Origin of the sequence: Geomonas sp. RF6 (assembly GCF_021044625.1) — a bacterium.
Taxonomy (GTDB): Bacteria; Desulfobacterota; Desulfuromonadia; order Geobacterales; family Geobacteraceae; genus RF6.
In genome coordinates, this window is record NZ_CP087999.1 from 21,973 (window position 1) to 41,057 (window position 19,085).

Consider the following 19,085-nt stretch of genomic DNA (forward strand, 5'->3'; position numbering starts at 1 on the left):
ATGTCTCAAAACTCCCAGGTGAGCTTTCCGTAAAAGGAGCGCCCCATCAGGTACACCGCCTGCGACGTCTCCGAGGAGAACTCCTCGTGCGCCCCTTCCACCAGGTTTTGCCCCACAGCAGTCAGTTCCACACCCGGCAGCACCCGCCAGGAGAGGCGCACGTCGAGCCCCACATACGACGGAATGGCCACCCCCCGCGAGTTGGGCAACGCCCTGCTTATCCCGTCGACATAGCGCCCCCAGAGGTCGAGGGAGAGGTCGCGTCCGAGGTCCGTCATGGAGCGGAGTGAGAACTGCTGTGCGGGGACGGTATCCTCCAGGTTCCCCGCGCCGCGCGGGTCATGGGAGCTCTCGGCCTGCAGGTTGATGAAGGTGTAGGCGCCCTTCACCTTCCAGCGCGGGACCGGGCGCCACTCCCCTGAAAGCTCGGCACCATAGCTCGTCACTCTCGTGCCGTTTGCCGCCGTCAGGAGGATGGTGTTGTACGGGTTGCGCTGCTGCGGCGCCATTGCGGGGATGAAACCCCTCTCGCGGTCCCCCACGTCGTGATACCGGTTGTAGAAGGTGGCGAGGTCGAGGGAGAAGGTCTGTGCGAGTTCCGCCCGGTACCCCGCCTCGTAGGCCACCACACCCTCCGCGCCAAAGGAGGGGGAGCCGACCACCGAAAGGAGGGTGGGACTGCTTCCCGGACCGGTTGCGGGAGTGACCGACGCATTGTTGTACAGCGTGGTGTCCGCCCGCGAAGGGGTGCGCACCGCGCGTGACACGGCCCCCCACACGGTGTGCCGATCGTCCGGCGTCCACAGGATGCGCCCGCTCGGCTGCACCTCGATACCGGAGTAGTCGTTGTGTTCCAGCTTCGTCCCCACGATGAGGTGCAGGCGCTCCGGGTAGAGCGTGATGTCGTCCTGCAGGAAGACGCTGTACAGGCTGTCGCCGCGGCTTGCCGGCGAAAGCTTCAGCCCTGCTTCCTTGTTGCTGAAGCGGTCGTGGTTGAAGCGGTACCCCGCCCCCCAGATGATCTCCTGGGCAGACCCCAGCGGGAAGCGGTGCTGAAGTTCCAGGTCGATCGTGTCGTGCTTCTCGTCCAGCACCGCCATATAGCGCGCGGTATGGTCGTAATAGAGCTGCGCGTAGATATCGGAGGCGTCGGAAAAGGTCCGCTGGAAGCGCCCGAGAAGGTTCGACCCCACGAAGGAGATTCCCGGGGTCACCGTGGTGGAGCCGATGGGGTTGAGCGAGATAAGGGTCTCGGTGTCGTCGATTCTGCCGCCATGCAGGTCCCCCTGCAGCGTGACCGTATCTCTGCCGTTTAAGGAGCTGTCGTAGCGGAACCCTCCCCTCGCCGTCTCCCAGGCATCCTCCCCTCCCACACCGCTTCCCTTCACCTCGCTCTCCCCGCGGTTCTGGTACTTCGCGTAGATCCTCAGGGCACCGTCATCGCCGAGCGTCGTGCCGTAGCGCGCCCCGGCGAAGGCCTTTTCGTAGTTCCCCCCTCCGGCGCTCAGGAGCGTGCCGGTGGTGTCGTGGGCGCTCCTGGTGATGATGTTGATGACGCCGTTTACCGCGTTGGCACCCCAGATAGTGGCGCCCGGGCCGCGGATGACCTCGATGCGGTCGATATCCTCCAGGAGAGTGTCCTGCATCTCCCAGTTAACCCCGGCAAAGAACGGGGTATAGACGCTGCGCCCGTCGATGAGGACGAGGAGCTTGTTGGCAAAAAGCCCGTTGAAGCCGCGGCTGGTGACTGCCCAGCTGTTGGAATTTATGCGCGCCACCTCGAGCCCCGGGACCATGCGCAGCGCCTCCGGAATGGAGGTGGCGCCGGAACGCCGCAGGTCCTCGCTGGTGATGACGAAGATCGCCGCGGCGGAGTTCGCCACCGACTGCTCCTTCTTCGATACCGAGGTCACCCGCACGTGCATGAGGTCCTCGAGGGTGAGCCCCATGAGGTCCCGCCCCCCCTCCCCTTCCTCCCCGGATACGCCCCCCCTGTGCCGTGCCGACAAGGGCGACGAGCGCCACGAGGATGAAGCAGAGGGAAAGGGCGCGCCTTCCGCTGCATCGTCGTCTCCATCTCGCGGAGGCCGCCCCCCTTGAAACTGGCTGATCCGGGTATGACGGGGAGCCAGCGGCAGGAAGGTCCCCCCTCCCTTGACGGGAGGGGGACAGGGGGTGGGTGAAGCTGCCGCCAGGCTGAACTAGTGGCACCTTCCCCCCCACCCTGGCCCTCCCCCGCAAGGGGGGAGGGGAGGATCCTATGGACTGTTCATCGATTTTCCCGATCACCTTCAGAACTCCCACTGCAACTTACCGTAGAAACTGCGCCCGAGCGCCGCCGGCTGCGTGCTTATGTACTGCGACACGAACTCCATCTGCCGGTCGTGGAGGAGGTTTTGCCCCACCAGGACCAGATGGAGATCCTTGCGGAGCTGCCAGTCGAGGCGGGCGTCGAGCGTCAGGTAGCTGGCGATCCCGAAGGCAGGGAGTGCGTCCACGTAGCGCAGCCAGAGGTCCCCCTCGACGTTCTTGCCGAGGTCCATCGCTGAGCGCAGAGAGACCTGGTGCTGCGGGTTCTCCTTCTTCAGATCCGCCGCGAGGATGGCGGGATCCGTTTCCTGGCTCAGGACTCGCAGAAAGGTGTAGGCCAGCCGCAGGCGCCACCAGGGGAGCGCCTTCAGATCTCCCGCGAGCTCCCCCCCCCAGGTCTTCGCCGCGCTGCGGCTCTGGAGCTGTGCCGGTATCGTGAGGGCGGGGGCCGGCGCAAAGGAGAAGATCGGCGCATCAGCACGCAGCAGGATCAGATCCCGGTACACGTTGTAAAAGAGTGCGGTGTCAACGGTGAGGCGCGGCACCGGCTCCACGCGGTAGCCGAGCTCGTAGGCGATCAGCTTCTCCGCCTTCAGGGTGTCGGAGCCGATCATGTGCACGTGCGTCGGCACAGGTTCAGGGAAAGGGGGGATGCTGGTGGGGGGAGCCGCGATGGAGAGGGACTCGGAGTCCTCCCCGAGAGAGGGGGTCCTGGCCGCGCGCGACACCGAAAGCCATACGGACTGTTTTTCCGCAGGGGTCCACAGCAGTCGCGCGCTTGGCTGCACCTCGAGCCCCGTGTAGTCGTTGTGCTCGAACTTGGAGCCGACGATGAGGTGCAACCTCTCCGGCACCAGCATGAAGGTCCCCTGCAGGAAGGCGCTGAAGAGGTTATTTTGCTCCCGCTCCTTCAGGGTGAAGTCCTGCAGCGGGAAGCGGAGCCGGTCGCGGATGAAGCGGTATCCGGCCCCCCAGAGGATTTCGTGCTCGGAACCGAAGCGGAAGCGGTTCTGGAAGTCCACGTCCACCGTGTCGATTGACGCATCGACGACCGCATAGCGCATGTCGGTCCGGTCGTAATAGAGCTGCACCCCCATGTCGGCGCTCTCGGAGAAGGTCCTTTTCCACCGCGCGATGAGGTTGCCGCCGGAGACCGGGGTAGTGTAGTTCAGGGTGTCGCCGAACCCGGGGATGTTCAGGTACGTCTCGTTCAGCCTCTGGTCGTAGTAGTCCCCCTGGAGGGTAAAGGTGTCTTTCTCCGCAGGGGCGGCATCGAGGCGGAACCCCCCTCTCAGTGCGTGCCAGCCGTTGTGTCCCTCGCGCCCCGTCTGCGGGTCCTCGAGCCCCTCCCGGTCGAAGTACTTCAGGTACACCCGGTAGTTACCCTTCTCCCCGAGCTGCTTCCCGTAGCGTGCGCTGGCAAAGGCGCGCTCCTGTGTCCCCCCCCCTGCCGTGACGAGCCCCCCGACGGTATCCTCGGCTTCCTTCGTTATGATATTGATGATGCCGTTGACTGCATTCGCCCCCCACATCGTCGCACCCGGACCGCGGACGACCTCGATGCGGGCGATGTCCTCCATGAGGGTGTCCTGCGAGTCCCACAGCACACCCGAAAAGAGAGGGGTGTACACAGATCGCCCGTCCATGAGGACGAGCATCTTGCTGGCGAAGCGGCCGTTGAACCCGCGGCTCGACACCGCCCACTTGTTGCCGTCGATGCGCGCGACCTCGAGCCCCGGCACCATGCGCAGGGCGTCCGGAATGTTGGTGACGCCGGAGCGGCGGATGTCTTCTTGTGTGATGACAAAGACCGCCGCGGCGGAATCATAGATCTTTTGCGCCTTCCTCCCCACCGAGGTCACCGTGAGGTCCATGAGGTCCTCCAGCTTCAGGGAGGTGAGGTCGAGCGGCTGTGAACCCTGGTCGGTATCGGCGGCATGCGCTCCGAACGGCAGGGCCACGCAGGCGAGCAGGGTGAAAAGAAGGGGGAGGAATGTGCGGGTAACTCTCTTTTTGTTCTGTTTCATGGAAAGGCTCGTCTCGTCTTGATTATCTGCTTGGGGGGGGACCCCCGGTATGTTTATAAGCTCGCGGCGCGGCTGGTGGGCAGAAGAGGAAGGATGGCAGCAGCGGAACGAGTGAAAGGTTTTTCAATCTGCCGGGGAACCAGCGGTTACTGTTGCCTCAAGGCAGTGGGCGAAGCCTTACGTTCCTCCCTTTGCGAAGTTCATCCCGGAATTTTGGGGAGCGTGGCCACGAAGCACTGCAGAAGGCCTAACGTTCCCCCCTTTGCGAAGGGGGGGCAGGGGGGATTTGATCTTTTCGGCATCTGAATCTCCCCGAGAACCGCAGCGCTGCGTCCACTACCTCGTCAGAAAGGAGTGCTGCGGCAGCATAGAACGACATAGGGCCCGCCGGTTTCTGGAGGGTTGAACGTCGTATGGCCAGACCACCCCAAATCCCCCCTGTCCCCCAAAGGGGGGAACGCGAGGTCTCCTCCTGCGCTTCGTGGCTCCTCGTTCCCAGGAATTCGCGGATGAGCCTTTGCAGAGGGGGGAACCAATAGCCTCGCATACTCCTTTACAGCGCTGAACTCAGCTTCCCGGGACTCTCGTTATCAACCTTTTTAGGCAATGCCTGCGGCGGCCCGGAAGAGGGCGAAGGCGTCGATGAGCTGCCGGTACAGACCCGGGAGCTCCGGGAGGACCCCTTTTCTCGCCAGGTGCTCCATCCTCCCGGCGACCTCGGCGATGGAGGGGGCGGAGACATTGGCGGCGGACCCGGCGATGGTGTGGGCGCGGAAGCAAACCACTGCGGCGTCCCCAGCCGCGATGGCAGCTTCTAGAGGAGCCAGTTGCTCCATCGCCCCATCCAGAAACATCTGCAGGAGGGTGTCAGCGTAATCTTCAGCACCCTCCAGGCGGCAGAGGAACTCGGCCCGGTTAAACGCCTGCGACAGGTCCGGAGCTGCGCCATCCGCCGCTCCCCCCTGCGCCGCCACTTTCAGAATGACCTCCGATACATCCCCTTCCCGCACGGGCTTGGAGATGTAGCTGTCCATTCCCGCCTCGCGGCACATGGCGACATCCTCCCTCATGGCGTTGGCGGTCATGGCGCAGATATGCACCGGCCGCCCCCCCTGCTCCTCCCTGCGGATCTCCCTGGCTGCCGCAAGGCCGTCCATGACCGGCATCTGCACGTCCATGAAGATGAGGTCGTAGCCGCCGTGCTGCCACTTTTCCACCGCCTCCTTTCCGTCGACGGCGAACTCCACCGCGTGACGCCCGCTCTTTTCGACGAGCTTCGAGGTGATGAGCCGGTTTAGCGGGACGTCGTCCACCACAAGGATCCGCAAGTCTCTGACAGCCTTCGCCACGGTTGTCTCTCCCGACTTTGTGGCGGGGATCGCTCCCTTCTGCGCCAGGGGGAGCGGGATGGCGAAGGAGAAGACGCTCCCCTCCCCTACCCGGCTCTCTACCGAGATCTCTCCCCCCATGAGCTCCACGAGGCTCTTGCTGATGGTAAGGCCGAGACCGGTTCCGCCGTACAGCCTGGTGGTAGAGCTGTCGGCCTGAGAGAAGGACTCGAAGATCCGCCCGACCGCCTCCGGGGGAATCCCGATTCCCGTGTCGGAGACCGAGAGACGTACCGTCACCGTATCCGCGTTCCGGCTTTGCACCTCGCATCGGACGGAGACGGTCCCGCGCTCGGTGAACTTGAGAGCATTCCCCACCAGGTTTGACAGGACCTGCCCGATGCGCACCTGGTCACCGACCACCCACTGGGGGAGGTCGAGCCCCGCCTGCAGCGTCACCGGTACCCCGCTCTGGCGCCCACGCAGCACGAAGGTCGCAAGGGATCGATCGAGGAGATCGTTCAGATCGAAGGGAACCGCCTCAAGGGTGACCTTTCCGGCCTCGATCTTCGAGATATCGAGGATCTCGTTGATGATGGTGAGGAGGTTTTCCGCGGAGCCGGAGAGCGCCTTCACGAAGTAGCGCTGCTCGTCGTCCAGCGGAGTGTCCATCATGAGGCGCGCCACCCCCATGATCCCGTTCATTGGGGTGCGTATCTCGTGGCTCATGTTGGCGAGGAAGACGCTCTTTGCGGCGGTCGCTTCCTCGGCGCGTAGGAGCGCCGCCTCCAGCTCCGTGGTGCGCTGCTGCACCTTCAGCTCCAAGCCGTGGGAATGCTCCCGGAGCATCTCGTAGAGCTCCGAGTTTTCCACCGCATAAGCCGTGGTGATGAGGACGCTGCTCAGGGCGTTCAGGGTCCAGACCTCGGCGCGCAGGTGGCTTCCGGGAAGGATTCCCACGAAGATGCCGCGGATGCGCGCATTGGTTGCGACAACGTGCAGGACGAGGGTGTCCCTTCCCGAAACGGTGGGGACGACGACGGGGTGGTTCTGGTTCAGCGCCCAGGCGAAGGTGCCGTCGGCGATCTTCGCGTCGACCTCCTCCCCGATGGCGCCCCCGGCTGCCTCAGGCTCGCAGACGGTGAGGGTGAAGAAGGCGTCCTCCCCGGTGCCGTAGACCGCCATGGCATCGAAGGGGACGAGCCTCCTCATCTGCCCGAACATCGCCCTCAGCACCCAGGTCGGATCGCTGTCGCGGTAGATGTCGCTTTGGAGCTCGCTGCAGGCGGTGAGGACATCGAGCGTTCGCGCATAGTTCAGGTTCGTCTCCTCCAGGAAGCTCACCCTCTCCAGGAGCCGCTGGATTTCCCTCTCCGCCTCACTCATGGGATTCGCTCCCCACAAGGACCGAAATCGTCTGGTCGTACATCCCGTCGACCTGCTTCACCAGCGACGGAAGGAAAAAGGGGGAGATCTTCAGCCCCTCCCACACCGTCGCATCGAGCTCGGGAACGAATATTTCGCCGCTGCTGCCGAGCTCGAGGGCATGGGCGATGATGTCGGCGAAGTGGAGAATGGAGGCTTCCCGGGGGTACTGCCCCGCACTGCGGCAGGAGTGATGGCACGCCACCGGCTCCGCCACACCCGGCGGGATCTTCCAGTGCCGCAGGAGCGCCCCGGCCACATCGGCATGGGTGAAGGAAAGAAGCTCCGTCTCCGCCTTGTGCAGCAGAGTCCCCGTCGCCCTGCACCTCTCCAGGAGCTCCAGGGCGAGCTCCGGGATGCGGACGTACATGACCAGGCGGCCGATGTCGTGGAGTATCCCCGCCACGAAGAAGCGCTCAAGGTTCGCCTCCCTCTGCGTGGTGGCAAGGATGCGCGCGGCGAGACCGGTGGCGATGGAGTGGCGCCAAAACTGCTCCATGTTCACCAGATCCTCGGGGATGCCGGTGAAGACGTCCATCACAGAGAGAGCGAGGGCGAGGTCGCGCACCTGCTGCACGCCGATGATGGTGACCGCCTTCGTTATGGTGTCGATCCTGGAGAAGTAGCCAAAGAGGGGGCTGTTGGCGAGCTTCAGGATGCGCGCGGTCAGCCCCTGGTCTTCCGAGATGACCTTTGCCACGTCTCCGATGGAGCTGCGGGGGTGGTCCATGACCTCGGAGAGCTGCGAATAGAACATCGGGAGGGAGTGGATGGTGGAGATGTCCTGTACGATGATTTCGGCGGAGAGATGCTTGTCAGGACGCACGGGCAGCCCTCCTCAGGACGCAGATGCGCATCAGCTCCTTCACCGCCGGGTGCTCCGGGTCGTTGTGCAGGAAAAGGCGCTCCACCTCCTCCCGCGCGGCATGAAGGACCTCTGGGGGAAAGTCCTCGCCCCCCTGAGGCACAGGTACCTCACCGTCGCCATCGGCGTCGCATGCCACCTCGGCCTCCAGCACCCCCCACATGCGCAGGATGGAGAAGTGCTTTTCAGTGAGTGTGCAACCGGCGGGGAGGAGCATCCTGCCGCTGCGGTCGCAGACGTTCTGGCTCACCACCATTCCCGGTACCAGGTTGTCGATATGCACCAGTGCCACCAATCCTCCTATTCCAGCATAAAGCGGGGGTTTGAGATGGTGACAGTATCGACAGATTAGGATGATGCCTTTAGCGGTATTATTAAAGACGACGGGGTCTGGCAGGAGTCGGAGGCGGCGTGGGGCGGGTTGGCGTGGCGGCAGGGCTCAGGACCGTCACGGCCGTTTGCCCTGTGGCACTATTTCCACCTTGACCGAATGGTGCAGAAAAATATAAACCTGCTCTCCAGCAGCTGTCAGGTTAACACTTCGAGCGTACCGGCTGCGTTACACCATCCCGGAGTTTCTATTTTATGTCCCAGCCCCGCATCTCCGTCCTCATGCCGGTTCGCAACGAGGAGCGCTACCTCGAGCAGGCGCTCGATTCCCTCTTTCGTCAGACCCTCTCCGATTGGGAGCTTGTCGCCGTTGACGACGGCTCCACCGACGCGACCCCCGCCATCCTCGCCCAGGCGGCAAGAGGGGACGAGCGGGTGAAGGTCGTGCGCCTCCAGGGGGACGGGCTCGTTCCTGCGCTGAACGCCGGGCTCGAGGCGTGCCGCGCACCGCTCCTCGCCCGCATGGATGGCGACGACATATGCCACCCCCGTCGGTTCGAAAGGCAGGCGGCGTACCTGGAGCTGCACCACGGGGTCGGACTCGTCGCCTCCAACTTCCGGCACTTCCCGAGGCCGACACTTCAGCGCGGCATGATCGGCTACGAGAAGTGGCAAAACTCCCTCTCCGATCATGCGCTGATTTGTCGGGACCTCTTCGTCGAATCCCCCTTTGTCCATCCAAGTGTGATGACGCGTCGTGAAGTCGTGGAGGAAGTCGGCGGCTACCGAGACGCCGGGTGGGCGGAGGATTACGACCTGTGGCTGAGGATGGCGGCCGCCGGGGTTCGGTTCGGGCGCCTCCCCGAGACGCTCTTTTTCTGGCGCGATCACCCGGAGCGGGAGACGCGAACGAGCGGAGCGTATGCCGCCGAAGCCATGCGCCGTTGCAAGCTGCACCACCTGCGCCGCGGCTTCCTGCAAGGGGTCACGGAGGTAGTGATGGCGGGCGCGGGGCGGGAAGCGCGGGCGTGGCAACGTCTGCTGGCGGCCGAGGGAGTGAAAGTGTGCCACTGGCTGGACGTGGACCCACGAAAGATCGGCCGGATCCTGCACGGCGCACCGGTCTCTCATTCCATGGATGCGGATGTCGCGGGAAGAAAAATGGTAGTCGCGATCGGCGTGCGCGACGGGCGGGAGGAATTCCGCAAGACCGCGCAAATGCGCCGGTGGCGGGAAGGTATCGATTACACCTGCGTCGCGTAGGACGGAGTGAGCAGGAGCTGTCACCGTAATCTATGGCGGCTGCGCCGCCACCGCAGGGAGGGATGCCTACGCTCCAGCGCGACGGCCACCTTTCGGTGCAGACGGCGCACGTCCCCCGCAAGGTCCGGATGGGGTTCAGCCTCGGGTGTCCATGTAGGCCGGGATAAGCCGTCAGGCGTTCCCGGCAGTCCACCACCGACGCAGCCGCCGCCAGCGCATGCCGGAAACGCTACCGCTTATTCCGCCTTGCGAGTGTCGGCGACGGCGGCCTTTCGGTGCAGACGGCACCACGTCCCCTCCCTTTCAAGGGGAGGGACAGGGTGGGGATCGGGTTCGGCGGGCATTGGAGAACGACGCCACCGTTGCCGCCTCATCAAGATACCTATGGCGGCTGCGCCGCCACCGCAGGCAGGGATGCCTACGCTCCAGCGCGACGGCCACCTTTCGGTGCAGACGGCACCACGTCCCCTCCGCAAGGTGCGGACATGGTCGAGCCTCAGGTGTCCATGTAGGCCGGGATAAGCCGCCAGGCGTTCCCGGCGGTCCACCACCCACGCAGCCGCCACCAGCGCATGCCGGAAACGCTACCGCTTATTCCGGCCTACAAATACAACCCGTCACAAAATCCTTCACCTTCACCTCCCTCATTTTTGACCTGAGTCAAAGACTCTCCTTCAAACCACCGTTATCATCCTGACTGCCTAACCTGCACGTCTCGCTACGCCCCCGGTTTCATTCCCTTTTTCAGCACCGACAGGCGATCCAAGAGGCAATCCCGAGCTACGGCTCGTGCGGGGAAGTGCGCCCCTTTTTCTGCTGCAAGGAGTCCACATGCATCTCCCGACAATCAAACACCCCTGGAAGGCACTCGCCCTTGCTCTTCTCGTTGCCACCGCGGCTGCGCTCTTTGTCGCCATCGGCCCGCCGCAGCTCCTCGCAAAATCGGAGTCCCCCGATTTCTGCGCCAGCTGCCACGTGATGGAGGAGGAGCACACCGCCTGGAGGCATGCCGGGGCTCATCGTCGCCTGCGCTGCGTCGACTGTCACCTTCCCGGCGGCAATCCGGTCGAGCACTACATCTGGAAATCAATTGACGGCATGAAGGATGTGGTGAGTTTCCACTCCGGCAGGGTGCCGGAGAGAATTACCCTCTCCGAGCACGGCACGGAGGTGGTGCAGAAAAACTGCATCCGCTGCCACCAGCAGACGATCTCACGGATGGACACCACAAGACGCTGCTGGGGATGCCACAGACAGTTGAGCCACCGTCTCACCGGCAGCCGAGGCACGAGGTTGTAAATTTCGATCCGACGCCCGCGAGCCAGCTGGCGCCAGGCAGGAACAGCAAATACCGATGAAACTGGAGAGAAGATGATGAAGCATCGAATGATGAAAGGGTTTGCAGCCGTCGCTCTCGCAGCGCTCGCGACAGTCGGCGCGGGATGTGCGCCGAAGAAGGCGGAGCCGGTGCGCACCAGCGAGATCCCCGCGGGAACCGTTGAGCCCGCGGAGTGGGGGAAAGTCTATCCGGCTGAGTACGAGCTGTGGAAGAAGACTGCAGAGGGGACCCCCGCGGGGAAGAGCAAGTACAAGAAGGGCTCGGACGAGGGTGGGCATCGCCCGGACAAGCTCGACGAGTTTCCCTTCCTGGCGCTGCTGTACAACGGATGGGCGATGGGTTCGGAGTACAGCGAGCCGCGCGGCCATGTGCACATGCTGAAGGACCAGCAGGAGGTCGATCCGGGGCGCTACAAGGCAGGGGGCACCTGCCTCACCTGCAAGACTCCTTACGCGCCGAAGCTGCAAAAGGAGCTTGGCGGCTCCTACTTCAAAGATCCGTACGCACAGGTTCTCTCCAAGATCCCCAAGGAGCATCAGCTTCTCGGCGTGACCTGCATCGACTGTCACAACGAAAAGGACCTGAACCTGAAGCTCTCCCGCGGCTTCACCCTCGGGAAGGCGCTGGCCATGCTCGGCAAAGATGAAGCGAGCCTCACCCAGCAGGACAAGCGCAGCCTCGTCTGCGCCCAGTGCCACGTGACCTACTCGATCCCCAAAGACGGGGAGATGAAGTCCACGGATCTCTACTTCCCCTGGCAGGGGAGCAACTACGGGAAGATCACCATCGAGAAGATCATCAAGCAGCTCAGGAGCAATCCGGCCTACGGCGAGTGGACCCAAAGCGTGACCGGGTTCAAGCTCGGCTTCATCCGGCACCCGGAATTCGAGCTCTTCTCCAACAACAGCGTGCACTGGCAGGCCGCGGTCGCCTGCTCCGACTGCCACATGCCGTACACGAAGGTGGGGACGCAGAAGGTGTCGGACCACCGTGTCATGAGCCCGCTGAAAAATGATCTGAAGGCGTGCCAGCAGTGCCACGCGGAGACCCCGGAATGGCTGCGCGGGCAGGTCATCGCCATCCAGGATCGCACCATGTCGAGCTTCATCCGTTCCGGTTATGCCACCGCCACCGTCGCGAAGCTCTTTGAGATGGCTAACAAGGCGAAGGCCGCAGGGAAAACAATCGACGAGGCGCTCTATGCACAGGCGAAGGATCACTACGAGGAGGCTTTCTACCGGGTTGTCTTCATCGGCGCCGAAAACTCCAGCGGGTTCCACAACCCGAGCGAGGCGCTGCGCATCCTCACCGACGCCGCAGGCCACTCCGGGAAGGCAGAGGCACTGCTGAGGCAGGCGCTGACGAAGGCGGGCGTCGAGGTGCCGATCAAGGTAGACCTGGAACTGGCGAAGTATCTCAACAACCGCGGCGCCAAAAAGCTCATGTTCCGCCCGCAGGACGAGATCAAGGATCCCCTCGCGGAGAAATAGGTCGACGCACCTTCCGCACACTCTTTTCTTTGCCGACTGGCCCCACCCTCCCGCAGGGTGGGGCTTTTTTTGTTCATCCGGGGATTACAGGGGACCGTAGCGGTACATTGCCACGAAGCACTGCAGAAGGCCCAACGTTCCCCCCTTTGCGAAGGTTCATCCGGGAATTCCAGGGGAGCGTGGGTCCATTGCCACGAAGCACTGCAGAAGGCCCAACGTTTCCCCCTTCGCAAAGGATCTTCCGGGAATTCTGGGGAACGCGCTACAAAGAATACGGGTGCCCCCACGCTGGAGCGTAGGCATCTTGCCTGCGATGGCGGCGCAGCCGCCACAGACCGCGCGGCTGGCGCCGCGGTACAGGCTGGAAAGCCTGTGCTCCAGCGCGGCGCCACTAGTGTCCCCTCACGTCAACGGAAGCGACCGGGCTGAATTCTCGGAATTCCCGGATGAGCCTTCGCAAAGGGGGGACGCGAGGCCTCGTGCGGCGCTTCAGCGAAACAGACCGTTCTCCGCAATCGCGGACGAGCCTTTTTGGGAATGGACCGCCGGGAACGCCTCCGGCTTATCCCGGCCTACATGGAGGCTGCGAGGAATCGAGGCAAGCGGAGCGTGTCCGGCATAAGCTGAATGTGCACTATCCGCATTAGGATACGCCAAAAATTCGCTTGACTGCATCCGCATAGGCGGATACATTAGCAGCATGAAAAAACACGCTTCCCTCTTCAAGGCCCTTTCCGATGAAACCCGCCTCCGCATCCTGGCGCTCCTGCTATCCGAAGGAGAGCTCTGCGTCTGCGACATAATTGCAGCACTGAACTTGCCGCAGTCGACGGTCTCGCGACACCTTGCTCACCTGCGGAACACGGAGCTGGTCAACGACCGGCGCTGCGGATTGTGGATTTACTACTCCATCAATGAAGAGAACGAGTCGAAACAGGAGCTGGTTTCCCTTCTGAAAAAGCAGCTTGTTGACACGGACGTTGCCGCTGCCGATCGGGAAATTCTTGCTGCTCGAGCTGCACAGAACCGCTGCGCGTAGCCACCTGCACACGACTCGACATGCTGCACATGCTGGAACTAACGGGCCCATGCCCATAAAAACACGTCACGGAGGCTACAGATGTCATCAGGCATTTCTAGCAGGTTGTCCTTTCTCGATCGCTGGCTCACCGTGTGGATTTTTGCCGCGATGGCCTTTGGTATCGGCCTCGGGTACTTCGTCCCCGGCGTCGAGTCCTTCATCAACCGGTTCCAGGTGGGCACGACGAACATCCCCATCGCGGTCGGCCTGATCCTCATGATGTACCCTCCGTTCGCGAAGGTGAAGTACGAGGAGATGCCGGAGGTATTCAAGAACAAGAGGGTGCTCGGCCTCTCCCTCGTGCAGAACTGGGTCATCGGTCCGGTGCTGATGTTCGCCCTTGCCATCTTTCTCCTCCCCGACAAGCCCGAGTACATGGTCGGTCTCATCATGATCGGCCTGGCGCGCTGCATCGCCATGGTGATTGTCTGGAACGAGCTGGCGAAGGGAAACACGGAGTACGCCGCCGGGCTCGTCGCCTTCAACAGCGTCTTCCAGGTCCTCTTCTACAGCGTTTATGCCTGGTTCTTCATCACGGTCCTCCCCCCCCTCTTCGGGCTCAGCGGAAGCATCGTGGAAGTCAGCATCAGGCAGATCGCCGAGAGCGTCTTCATCTACCTCGGCATTCCCTGCATCGCTGGCGCCATCACCAGGCTAATCGGGGTGAAGGCTATGGGTGTGGAGCGTTATCACCGGGAAGTTGTGCCCCGCATTGGTCCGATAACTCTCATCGCTTTGCTCTTCACCATCGTCGTCATGTTCAGCCTCAAGGGGAACCTGATCGTGCAGTTGCCGATGGACGTGCTGCGCATCGCACTGCCGATGCTCATCTACTTCGTGGTCATGTTCCTCGTCTCCTTCTGGATGGGAAGCAAGCTCGGAGCTGACTACAGCAAGACGACGACCCTTGCCTTTACTGCAGCCAGCAACAACTTCGAGCTCGCCATAGCGGTAGCCGTCGCGGTCTTCGGGCTGAACTCGGGAGCGGCGTTTGCCGCGGTTATCGGGCCCCTCGTTGAGGTTCCGGTCATGATCGCCCTGGTGAACGTGGCATTTGCGCTGCGCACCCGCCTGTTTTCCCGCGAGCCAAACTCTGTGCCTGTAGGGAGATGATCAATGGGATGCTGTGACGGTGGTAAAGACGACGGCAAAAAAACCGCACTCTGCGATGCGCCTCCTAAGGAAGTAACAGAAGCGGCTCCCTGTTGAGGCCCCAAAACCTCCGCCGGTGGCGGAGTCATCGATGAAAAGGTTCCGGGATTCATCTGCTGGATGGAGACAGCTGCCGGGCGTGTACCGCGCATCTCTTCAACGCTTGCCTTTACGGATCGGGTTGGTTCGTGGAAAGCGCGCTGGGGCATCAACAGGATGAACTTCATCGTTCCCCCCGGTCTCTACGCCGTGGGCACCCCGACAGCTGAAGCCCCGGTGGTCGTTACCGCCAACTACAAGATGAGCTACGACCTGGTGCGGCAGGCTCTGAGCGGACGCGACATCTGGTTGCTCGTATTGGAGACCTTTGGCGTCAACGTGTGGTGTGCGGCCGGCAAGGGCACCTTCGGTACCGAGGAGCTCCTTTACCGGATGCGGGAGACCCGTCTTCCAGAGGTGGTATCTCACCGGCGGCTATTGCTCCCGATCCTCGGGGCTCCAGGCGTTGCAGGACACGAAGTGACGAAAAAGTCGGGTTTCACAGTGACCTACGCCGCCATCAGGGCGGAGGACCTGCCGGCTTTCCTCGACAGGGGAATGGTGACCACCGATGAAATGCGGCACCTCACCTTTACCCTGTACGAGAGAATGGTGCTCGTTCCGGTGGAGTTGGTGCTGGTGATGAAGTCGCTGCTGGTGACGGGGATCGCCATATTCCTGTTATTCGCTGTCGCAAGTGGTCTCGGAGCCGGTCTGGCAGCGCTCATTGCCTATGCCGGCGCAGTTATTACAGGAACTGCCCTGACCCCTCTCCTGCTGCCGGCGCTGCCGACAAGGAGCTTTCTGGTGAAGGGAGCGGTCGCAGGAGTGCTGTGGAGCTGGCTCTTCTATGCCGTAGCAGGAGGATCGTCACTGGGTCCCGCTGCAACGGCCGCCCTCTTCCTCGGGGTACCTGCGGTGAGCGCTTTCTACGCCTTGAATTTTACCGGCTGCACCAACTATACGTCTCTCTCTGGGGTGAACCGGGAGATGCGCATGGGGATGCCGGTCATGGGATGTGCCATCGTCGCGAGTACCGTACTTCTGCTGGTAAGCAGGTTCGGTTAAGGAGGCAAAAGGGGTGAAAGGGTTCAGATATCTTGATGGCGTAGCGACGGTGCGGCTAGATCCCTCGGCCTGCGTAGGATGCACCAGGTGCGTCGAGGTGTGCCCGCACCAGGTCTTTGCCGTGAGTGACCGAAAGGCTCACATCGTCGACAAGGATGCCTGCATGGAATGCGGAGCGTGCGCAAAAAATTGTCCCACTGCGGCCATCGAGGTAGAGGCGGGAGTCGGCTGTGCCACTTGGGTGATTGACCGATGGTTCGGCGGGAAAAAGTTCGGCGGCACCGGCAGTTGCTGTGGGTAGTTTCGGTCGTATGGAGAAGAAATGAGCAGAGTCAACGTGTTGTTCGTCTGTATTCACAATAGTGCCCGCAGCCAGATGGCAGAAGCTTTCGTGAACCATCTTGCTGGTGATCGGTTTCTGGCTGACAGTGCCGGCCTCGAGCCCGGTGTGCTGAATCCGTGCGTGGTTGAGGTAATGGCGGAAGTGGGGATCGACATCTCCCAAAAGCGGACCAAGTCCGTCGATGAGGTGCAGAAATCGGGAGCTTCGTTTGACTATGTCATCACCGTTTGCGACGAGGCAAGTGCGGAGCGATGTCCCGTTTTCCCGGGGGGCACCAAAAGGCTCGCCTGGAGCTTTCCCGATCCCTCCGCCCTGCAGGGGAGCCATGAGGCAAAGCTTGAGGCGACGAGGGAGATTCGCGATGCCATAAAGGCCCGCGTTGAAAAGTTCGTGGCTGAAGGCCCCACTGGGAACGATTGATCAAGGGAAGTAATTGCTGCCACTACTCAAAAAAGGAGGGATCACCAATGGCTTTGGACCGGAAGACTGTGGAACTTGTAGCGATCGGAGCCTCCGTAGGCGCCGGATGCAGCGAATGACTGGACCACCACCTGAAAGCCGCCCGTGAGGCTGGCGCAAATGCAGAGGAGCTCAGTGGTGCCATCACCATGGCACAGAAGGTTCGTCAGGTACAGGTGCAGAAGGCGGAGAAATTCTCCAGAGAGGTCTGCAAAGTTCTTGCAGAGGTGACCGGGTATAACGGTTAATACAATGACATCCCAAGGAGCAGGTATGGACGACCGGAACTCTAAACAGAAGAAGAGCCCACAGGAGATCCTCCGCGGCATCATCGACCTGTGTGCCGACTGCGACACCTGCAGCACCCTCCTCGAAGAGGAATGCGTCTTCTTCCCCGAACTCTACAGGCTTTGGAACAATGAAAAGGAAACGGGAAGACCGATCTCCGATGAGGAACTGCGGCACCTCGTCGATCTGTGCACCTTCTGCGGGCTGTGCCCCTGCCCGCGGATTCCGGCCGACGTGATGGAGGCGAAGAGCGGCTATGTCGCCAAGGAAGGGCTGCCGACGTCGACGAAGCTCCTGATCGACGTGCCACGGATGGCGAAGGTGTGCGGGACGATTCCATGGCTCTACAATGCGCTGCGCAAAAACAAGACGGTGGCACCCCTCCTCCGGAAGATCACTGACATGCATCCTGACAGAGAACTTCCGGCTCTTCCCGATCAGAGCTTCTTCCAGTGGGCGGAGAAGAAGGGCCTTTCCAGCAGGAAGGAAGGGCACAAGAGCGTCACGTATTTTGCGGGGTGCACTGCAGGGTACCTCTTCCCGCAGGTCGGTCGCGCTGCCGTCGAGGTGCTGGAGCACAACGGAGTATCGGTGTACGTCCCGAAACAGGAGTGCTGCGGCATGCCGTACCTCCTGGAGGGGGATCTCCCGACCCTGCTCGACCGTGTCAAGGCGAACGTGGATCATCTGCTCCCCTGCGTCAACAAGGGCGACGAGTTGGTCGGCTCCTGCTCCACCTGCAACTTCTTCATGAAGAAAGTGATGAAAGAGCGGGCCTGCTATTCGGACGAATATCAGAAGTCGGTAGGTGCTTCGGAACAGATGATGATGATACCGGACGTAAAGGAGGGAAAGAAGATCTTCCGGAATGTGCACAAGGCCCAGTACCAGCGTGTGTTGAAGGATGACGGCTATTTTTCGTCGATCCCGCCACTGGACCGCGTTGCCATCTCTGAAGCCTTCAACGATCTGGGAGAGTACCTGGCGCGACTCCATGCCGAAGGAAAGCTGTCGACGAAGTTCGGCAAGGTATCCGAACGGCTGGTCTACTTCGCCCCGTGCCACCAGAGGGAGCAGAAGATCGGGACGCCATACCTGGATCTTCTGCGGCTGATACCCGGCATAGAGATCGACGCGACAGCAGGAGTGGACTGTTGCGGCATGGGGGGGAACTTCGGATACAAGAGGACGTTTCACGAAGACTCCATGTCGATCGGACGCCCTCTCCAGCAAAAGATCAAGAAGCTCAATCCGCAGGCCATCGTCACCGACTGCATGAGCTGTAAGCTGCAGTTCAACCACACTCTCCCGTACCCTGTGTACCATCCGCTGGAGATTCTGGCCATGGCGTACAAGAACCTGTGATGCCTTGTTGACCCGGCTTGCAAGGGCGGCTAATCGACTTTAGCCGCCCTTTTTCTTCAGCTTATAGGTACCTCTTCGCGTCGTCGAGGGACACCTGGCAGTAGCACCCGGAACCGGAGAAACCATGCACGATTACGACGCACTCTACAAAGAATTCCAGCCGAGAATTCATCGCTATCTCTGCCACCTTTGTGGAGAAGCTGACGCCCCCGATCTGACGCAGGCCGTCTTCCTGAAGGCAAGCCAGGCCCTCGCGAATTTTCGCGGGGAGTGTTCCATTGCAACCTGGATCTACCGTATAGCCACCAACACGGCCCACGACCACGCGAGATCCGGCTCTGGGGCAGTCCGCGAGGAAGAGGTCGAGCTTGACGCTATCCCCGATGCCGAGACTCCTGGTGCGGAGAAGGAATACGTACGCAGGGAAATGAACGCCTGCATCCGCGGCGTCGTGGACGGGTTGCCGGAGCAGTACCGAAATGTTCTGGTGATGAGCGACTTCGAGGAGCTCTCCAATTTGCAGATCGCCGACATCCTTCAGATTTCCCTCGATACAGTGAAGATCAGGCTCCACCGCGGTCGGAAAAAGCTCAAGGAGGCACTCGAGTGCCAATGCACGATGTATCACGACGAGCGCAATGTCCTGTCATGTGACCGAAAACCTGCATCTGGACCAGCAGTAGTTAAATTCTCCATTCCCACTCTAATCCCCTCCCGAAGGAAATAGTTTCAAGACAATGAACGGGTGCAGGAGAGCACTCCTGCGCCCGTAACAACGAAGTCTTCAACAACCTGCCCCCCCGACCACGTTATCGATCTTTCGCCCAGCTACGGCATCACGCTCCATCTGCAATTTTATTTTCGGCCACACGTATCCTTTTCAGTCCTCTCCCCGTCTATACCTGAAAATTTT

The 19,085-nt window shown here is 61.8% G+C and carries 15 protein-coding genes; 10 read left to right on the plus strand and 5 right to left on the minus strand.

The features are described 5' to 3' along the window. Window positions 1–5: 5 nt before the first annotated feature. From LPW11_RS00085 to LPW11_RS00105, 5 genes are all read right to left on the minus strand, one after another. A complete protein-coding gene (locus tag LPW11_RS00085; protein WP_230996090.1) occupies window positions 6–1,949 on the minus strand; it encodes a TonB-dependent receptor plug domain-containing protein in 1,944 nt (647 codons plus the stop codon). Window positions 1,950–2,291: 342 nt separating this feature from the next. Beyond that, entirely contained in the window at window positions 2,292–4,337 is a 2,046-nt protein-coding gene (locus LPW11_RS00090; protein WP_230996091.1) for a TonB-dependent receptor plug domain-containing protein, read from the minus strand. Window positions 4,338–4,936: 599 nt separating this feature from the next. After that, on the minus strand, window positions 4,937–7,051 hold the full coding sequence (locus LPW11_RS00095; protein ID WP_230996092.1) for a sensor histidine kinase: 2,115 nt from the start codon (window positions 7,049–7,051) through the stop codon (window positions 4,937–4,939). Then, the gene (locus LPW11_RS00100) at window positions 7,044–7,916 is read right to left on the minus strand and encodes an HDOD domain-containing protein (RefSeq protein ID WP_230996093.1); all 873 of its coding nucleotides are present in this window, start codon (window positions 7,914–7,916) and stop codon (window positions 7,044–7,046) included. The genes LPW11_RS00095 and LPW11_RS00100 overlap by 8 nt, the downstream gene beginning before the upstream one ends. Then, the gene (locus tag LPW11_RS00105; protein ID WP_230996094.1) at window positions 7,906–8,247 is read right to left on the minus strand and encodes a hypothetical protein; all 342 of its coding nucleotides are present in this window, start codon (window positions 8,245–8,247) and stop codon (window positions 7,906–7,908) included. Before LPW11_RS00105 ends, LPW11_RS00100 begins: the two co-directional genes overlap by 11 nt. A gap of 293 nt (window positions 8,248–8,540) precedes the next feature. Between LPW11_RS00105 and LPW11_RS00110 the strand changes: the two genes are divergently transcribed. From LPW11_RS00110 to LPW11_RS00155, 10 genes are all read left to right on the plus strand, one after another. Beyond that, window positions 8,541–9,548 carry a glycosyltransferase gene (locus LPW11_RS00110; protein WP_230996095.1) on the plus strand — a complete coding sequence of 336 codons (1,008 nt, stop codon included), beginning with the start codon at window positions 8,541–8,543 and terminating at the stop codon, window positions 9,546–9,548. A gap of 831 nt (window positions 9,549–10,379) precedes the next feature. Beyond that, window positions 10,380–10,847 carry a cytochrome c nitrite reductase small subunit gene (gene nrfH, locus LPW11_RS00115; protein WP_230996096.1) on the plus strand — a complete coding sequence of 156 codons (468 nt, stop codon included), beginning with the start codon at window positions 10,380–10,382 and terminating at the stop codon, window positions 10,845–10,847. A gap of 75 nt (window positions 10,848–10,922) precedes the next feature. Continuing rightward, window positions 10,923–12,377, plus strand: a complete 1,455-nt coding sequence (locus LPW11_RS00120; protein ID WP_230998346.1) for an ammonia-forming cytochrome c nitrite reductase subunit c552 — start codon at window positions 10,923–10,925, stop codon at window positions 12,375–12,377. 700 nt (window positions 12,378–13,077) lie between these two features. Continuing rightward, complete coding sequence (locus tag LPW11_RS00125) at window positions 13,078–13,416, plus strand: ArsR/SmtB family transcription factor (protein WP_230996097.1); 339 nt, start codon at window positions 13,078–13,080, stop codon at window positions 13,414–13,416. A gap of 81 nt (window positions 13,417–13,497) precedes the next feature. After that, the gene (arsB, locus tag LPW11_RS00130; RefSeq protein WP_230996098.1) at window positions 13,498–14,571 is read left to right on the plus strand and encodes an ACR3 family arsenite efflux transporter; all 1,074 of its coding nucleotides are present in this window, start codon (window positions 13,498–13,500) and stop codon (window positions 14,569–14,571) included. 3 nt (window positions 14,572–14,574) lie between these two features. Continuing rightward, a complete protein-coding gene (hgcA, locus tag LPW11_RS00135) occupies window positions 14,575–15,717 on the plus strand; it encodes a mercury methylation corrinoid protein HgcA (protein WP_334314428.1) in 1,143 nt (380 codons plus the stop codon). 13 nt (window positions 15,718–15,730) lie between these two features. Continuing rightward, window positions 15,731–16,018, plus strand: a complete 288-nt coding sequence (hgcB, locus tag LPW11_RS00140; protein ID WP_230996100.1) for a mercury methylation ferredoxin HgcB — start codon at window positions 15,731–15,733, stop codon at window positions 16,016–16,018. A gap of 21 nt (window positions 16,019–16,039) precedes the next feature. Next, entirely contained in the window at window positions 16,040–16,480 is a 441-nt protein-coding gene (locus tag LPW11_RS00145) for an arsenate reductase ArsC (protein WP_230996101.1), read from the plus strand. Between the two features lie 312 nt (window positions 16,481–16,792). After that, complete coding sequence (locus LPW11_RS00150) at window positions 16,793–18,172, plus strand: heterodisulfide reductase-related iron-sulfur binding cluster (RefSeq protein WP_230996102.1); 1,380 nt, start codon at window positions 16,793–16,795, stop codon at window positions 18,170–18,172. A gap of 124 nt (window positions 18,173–18,296) precedes the next feature. Next, complete coding sequence (locus LPW11_RS00155) at window positions 18,297–18,899, plus strand: RNA polymerase sigma factor (RefSeq protein WP_230996103.1); 603 nt, start codon at window positions 18,297–18,299, stop codon at window positions 18,897–18,899. Window positions 18,900–19,085: the final 186 nt, after the last annotated feature.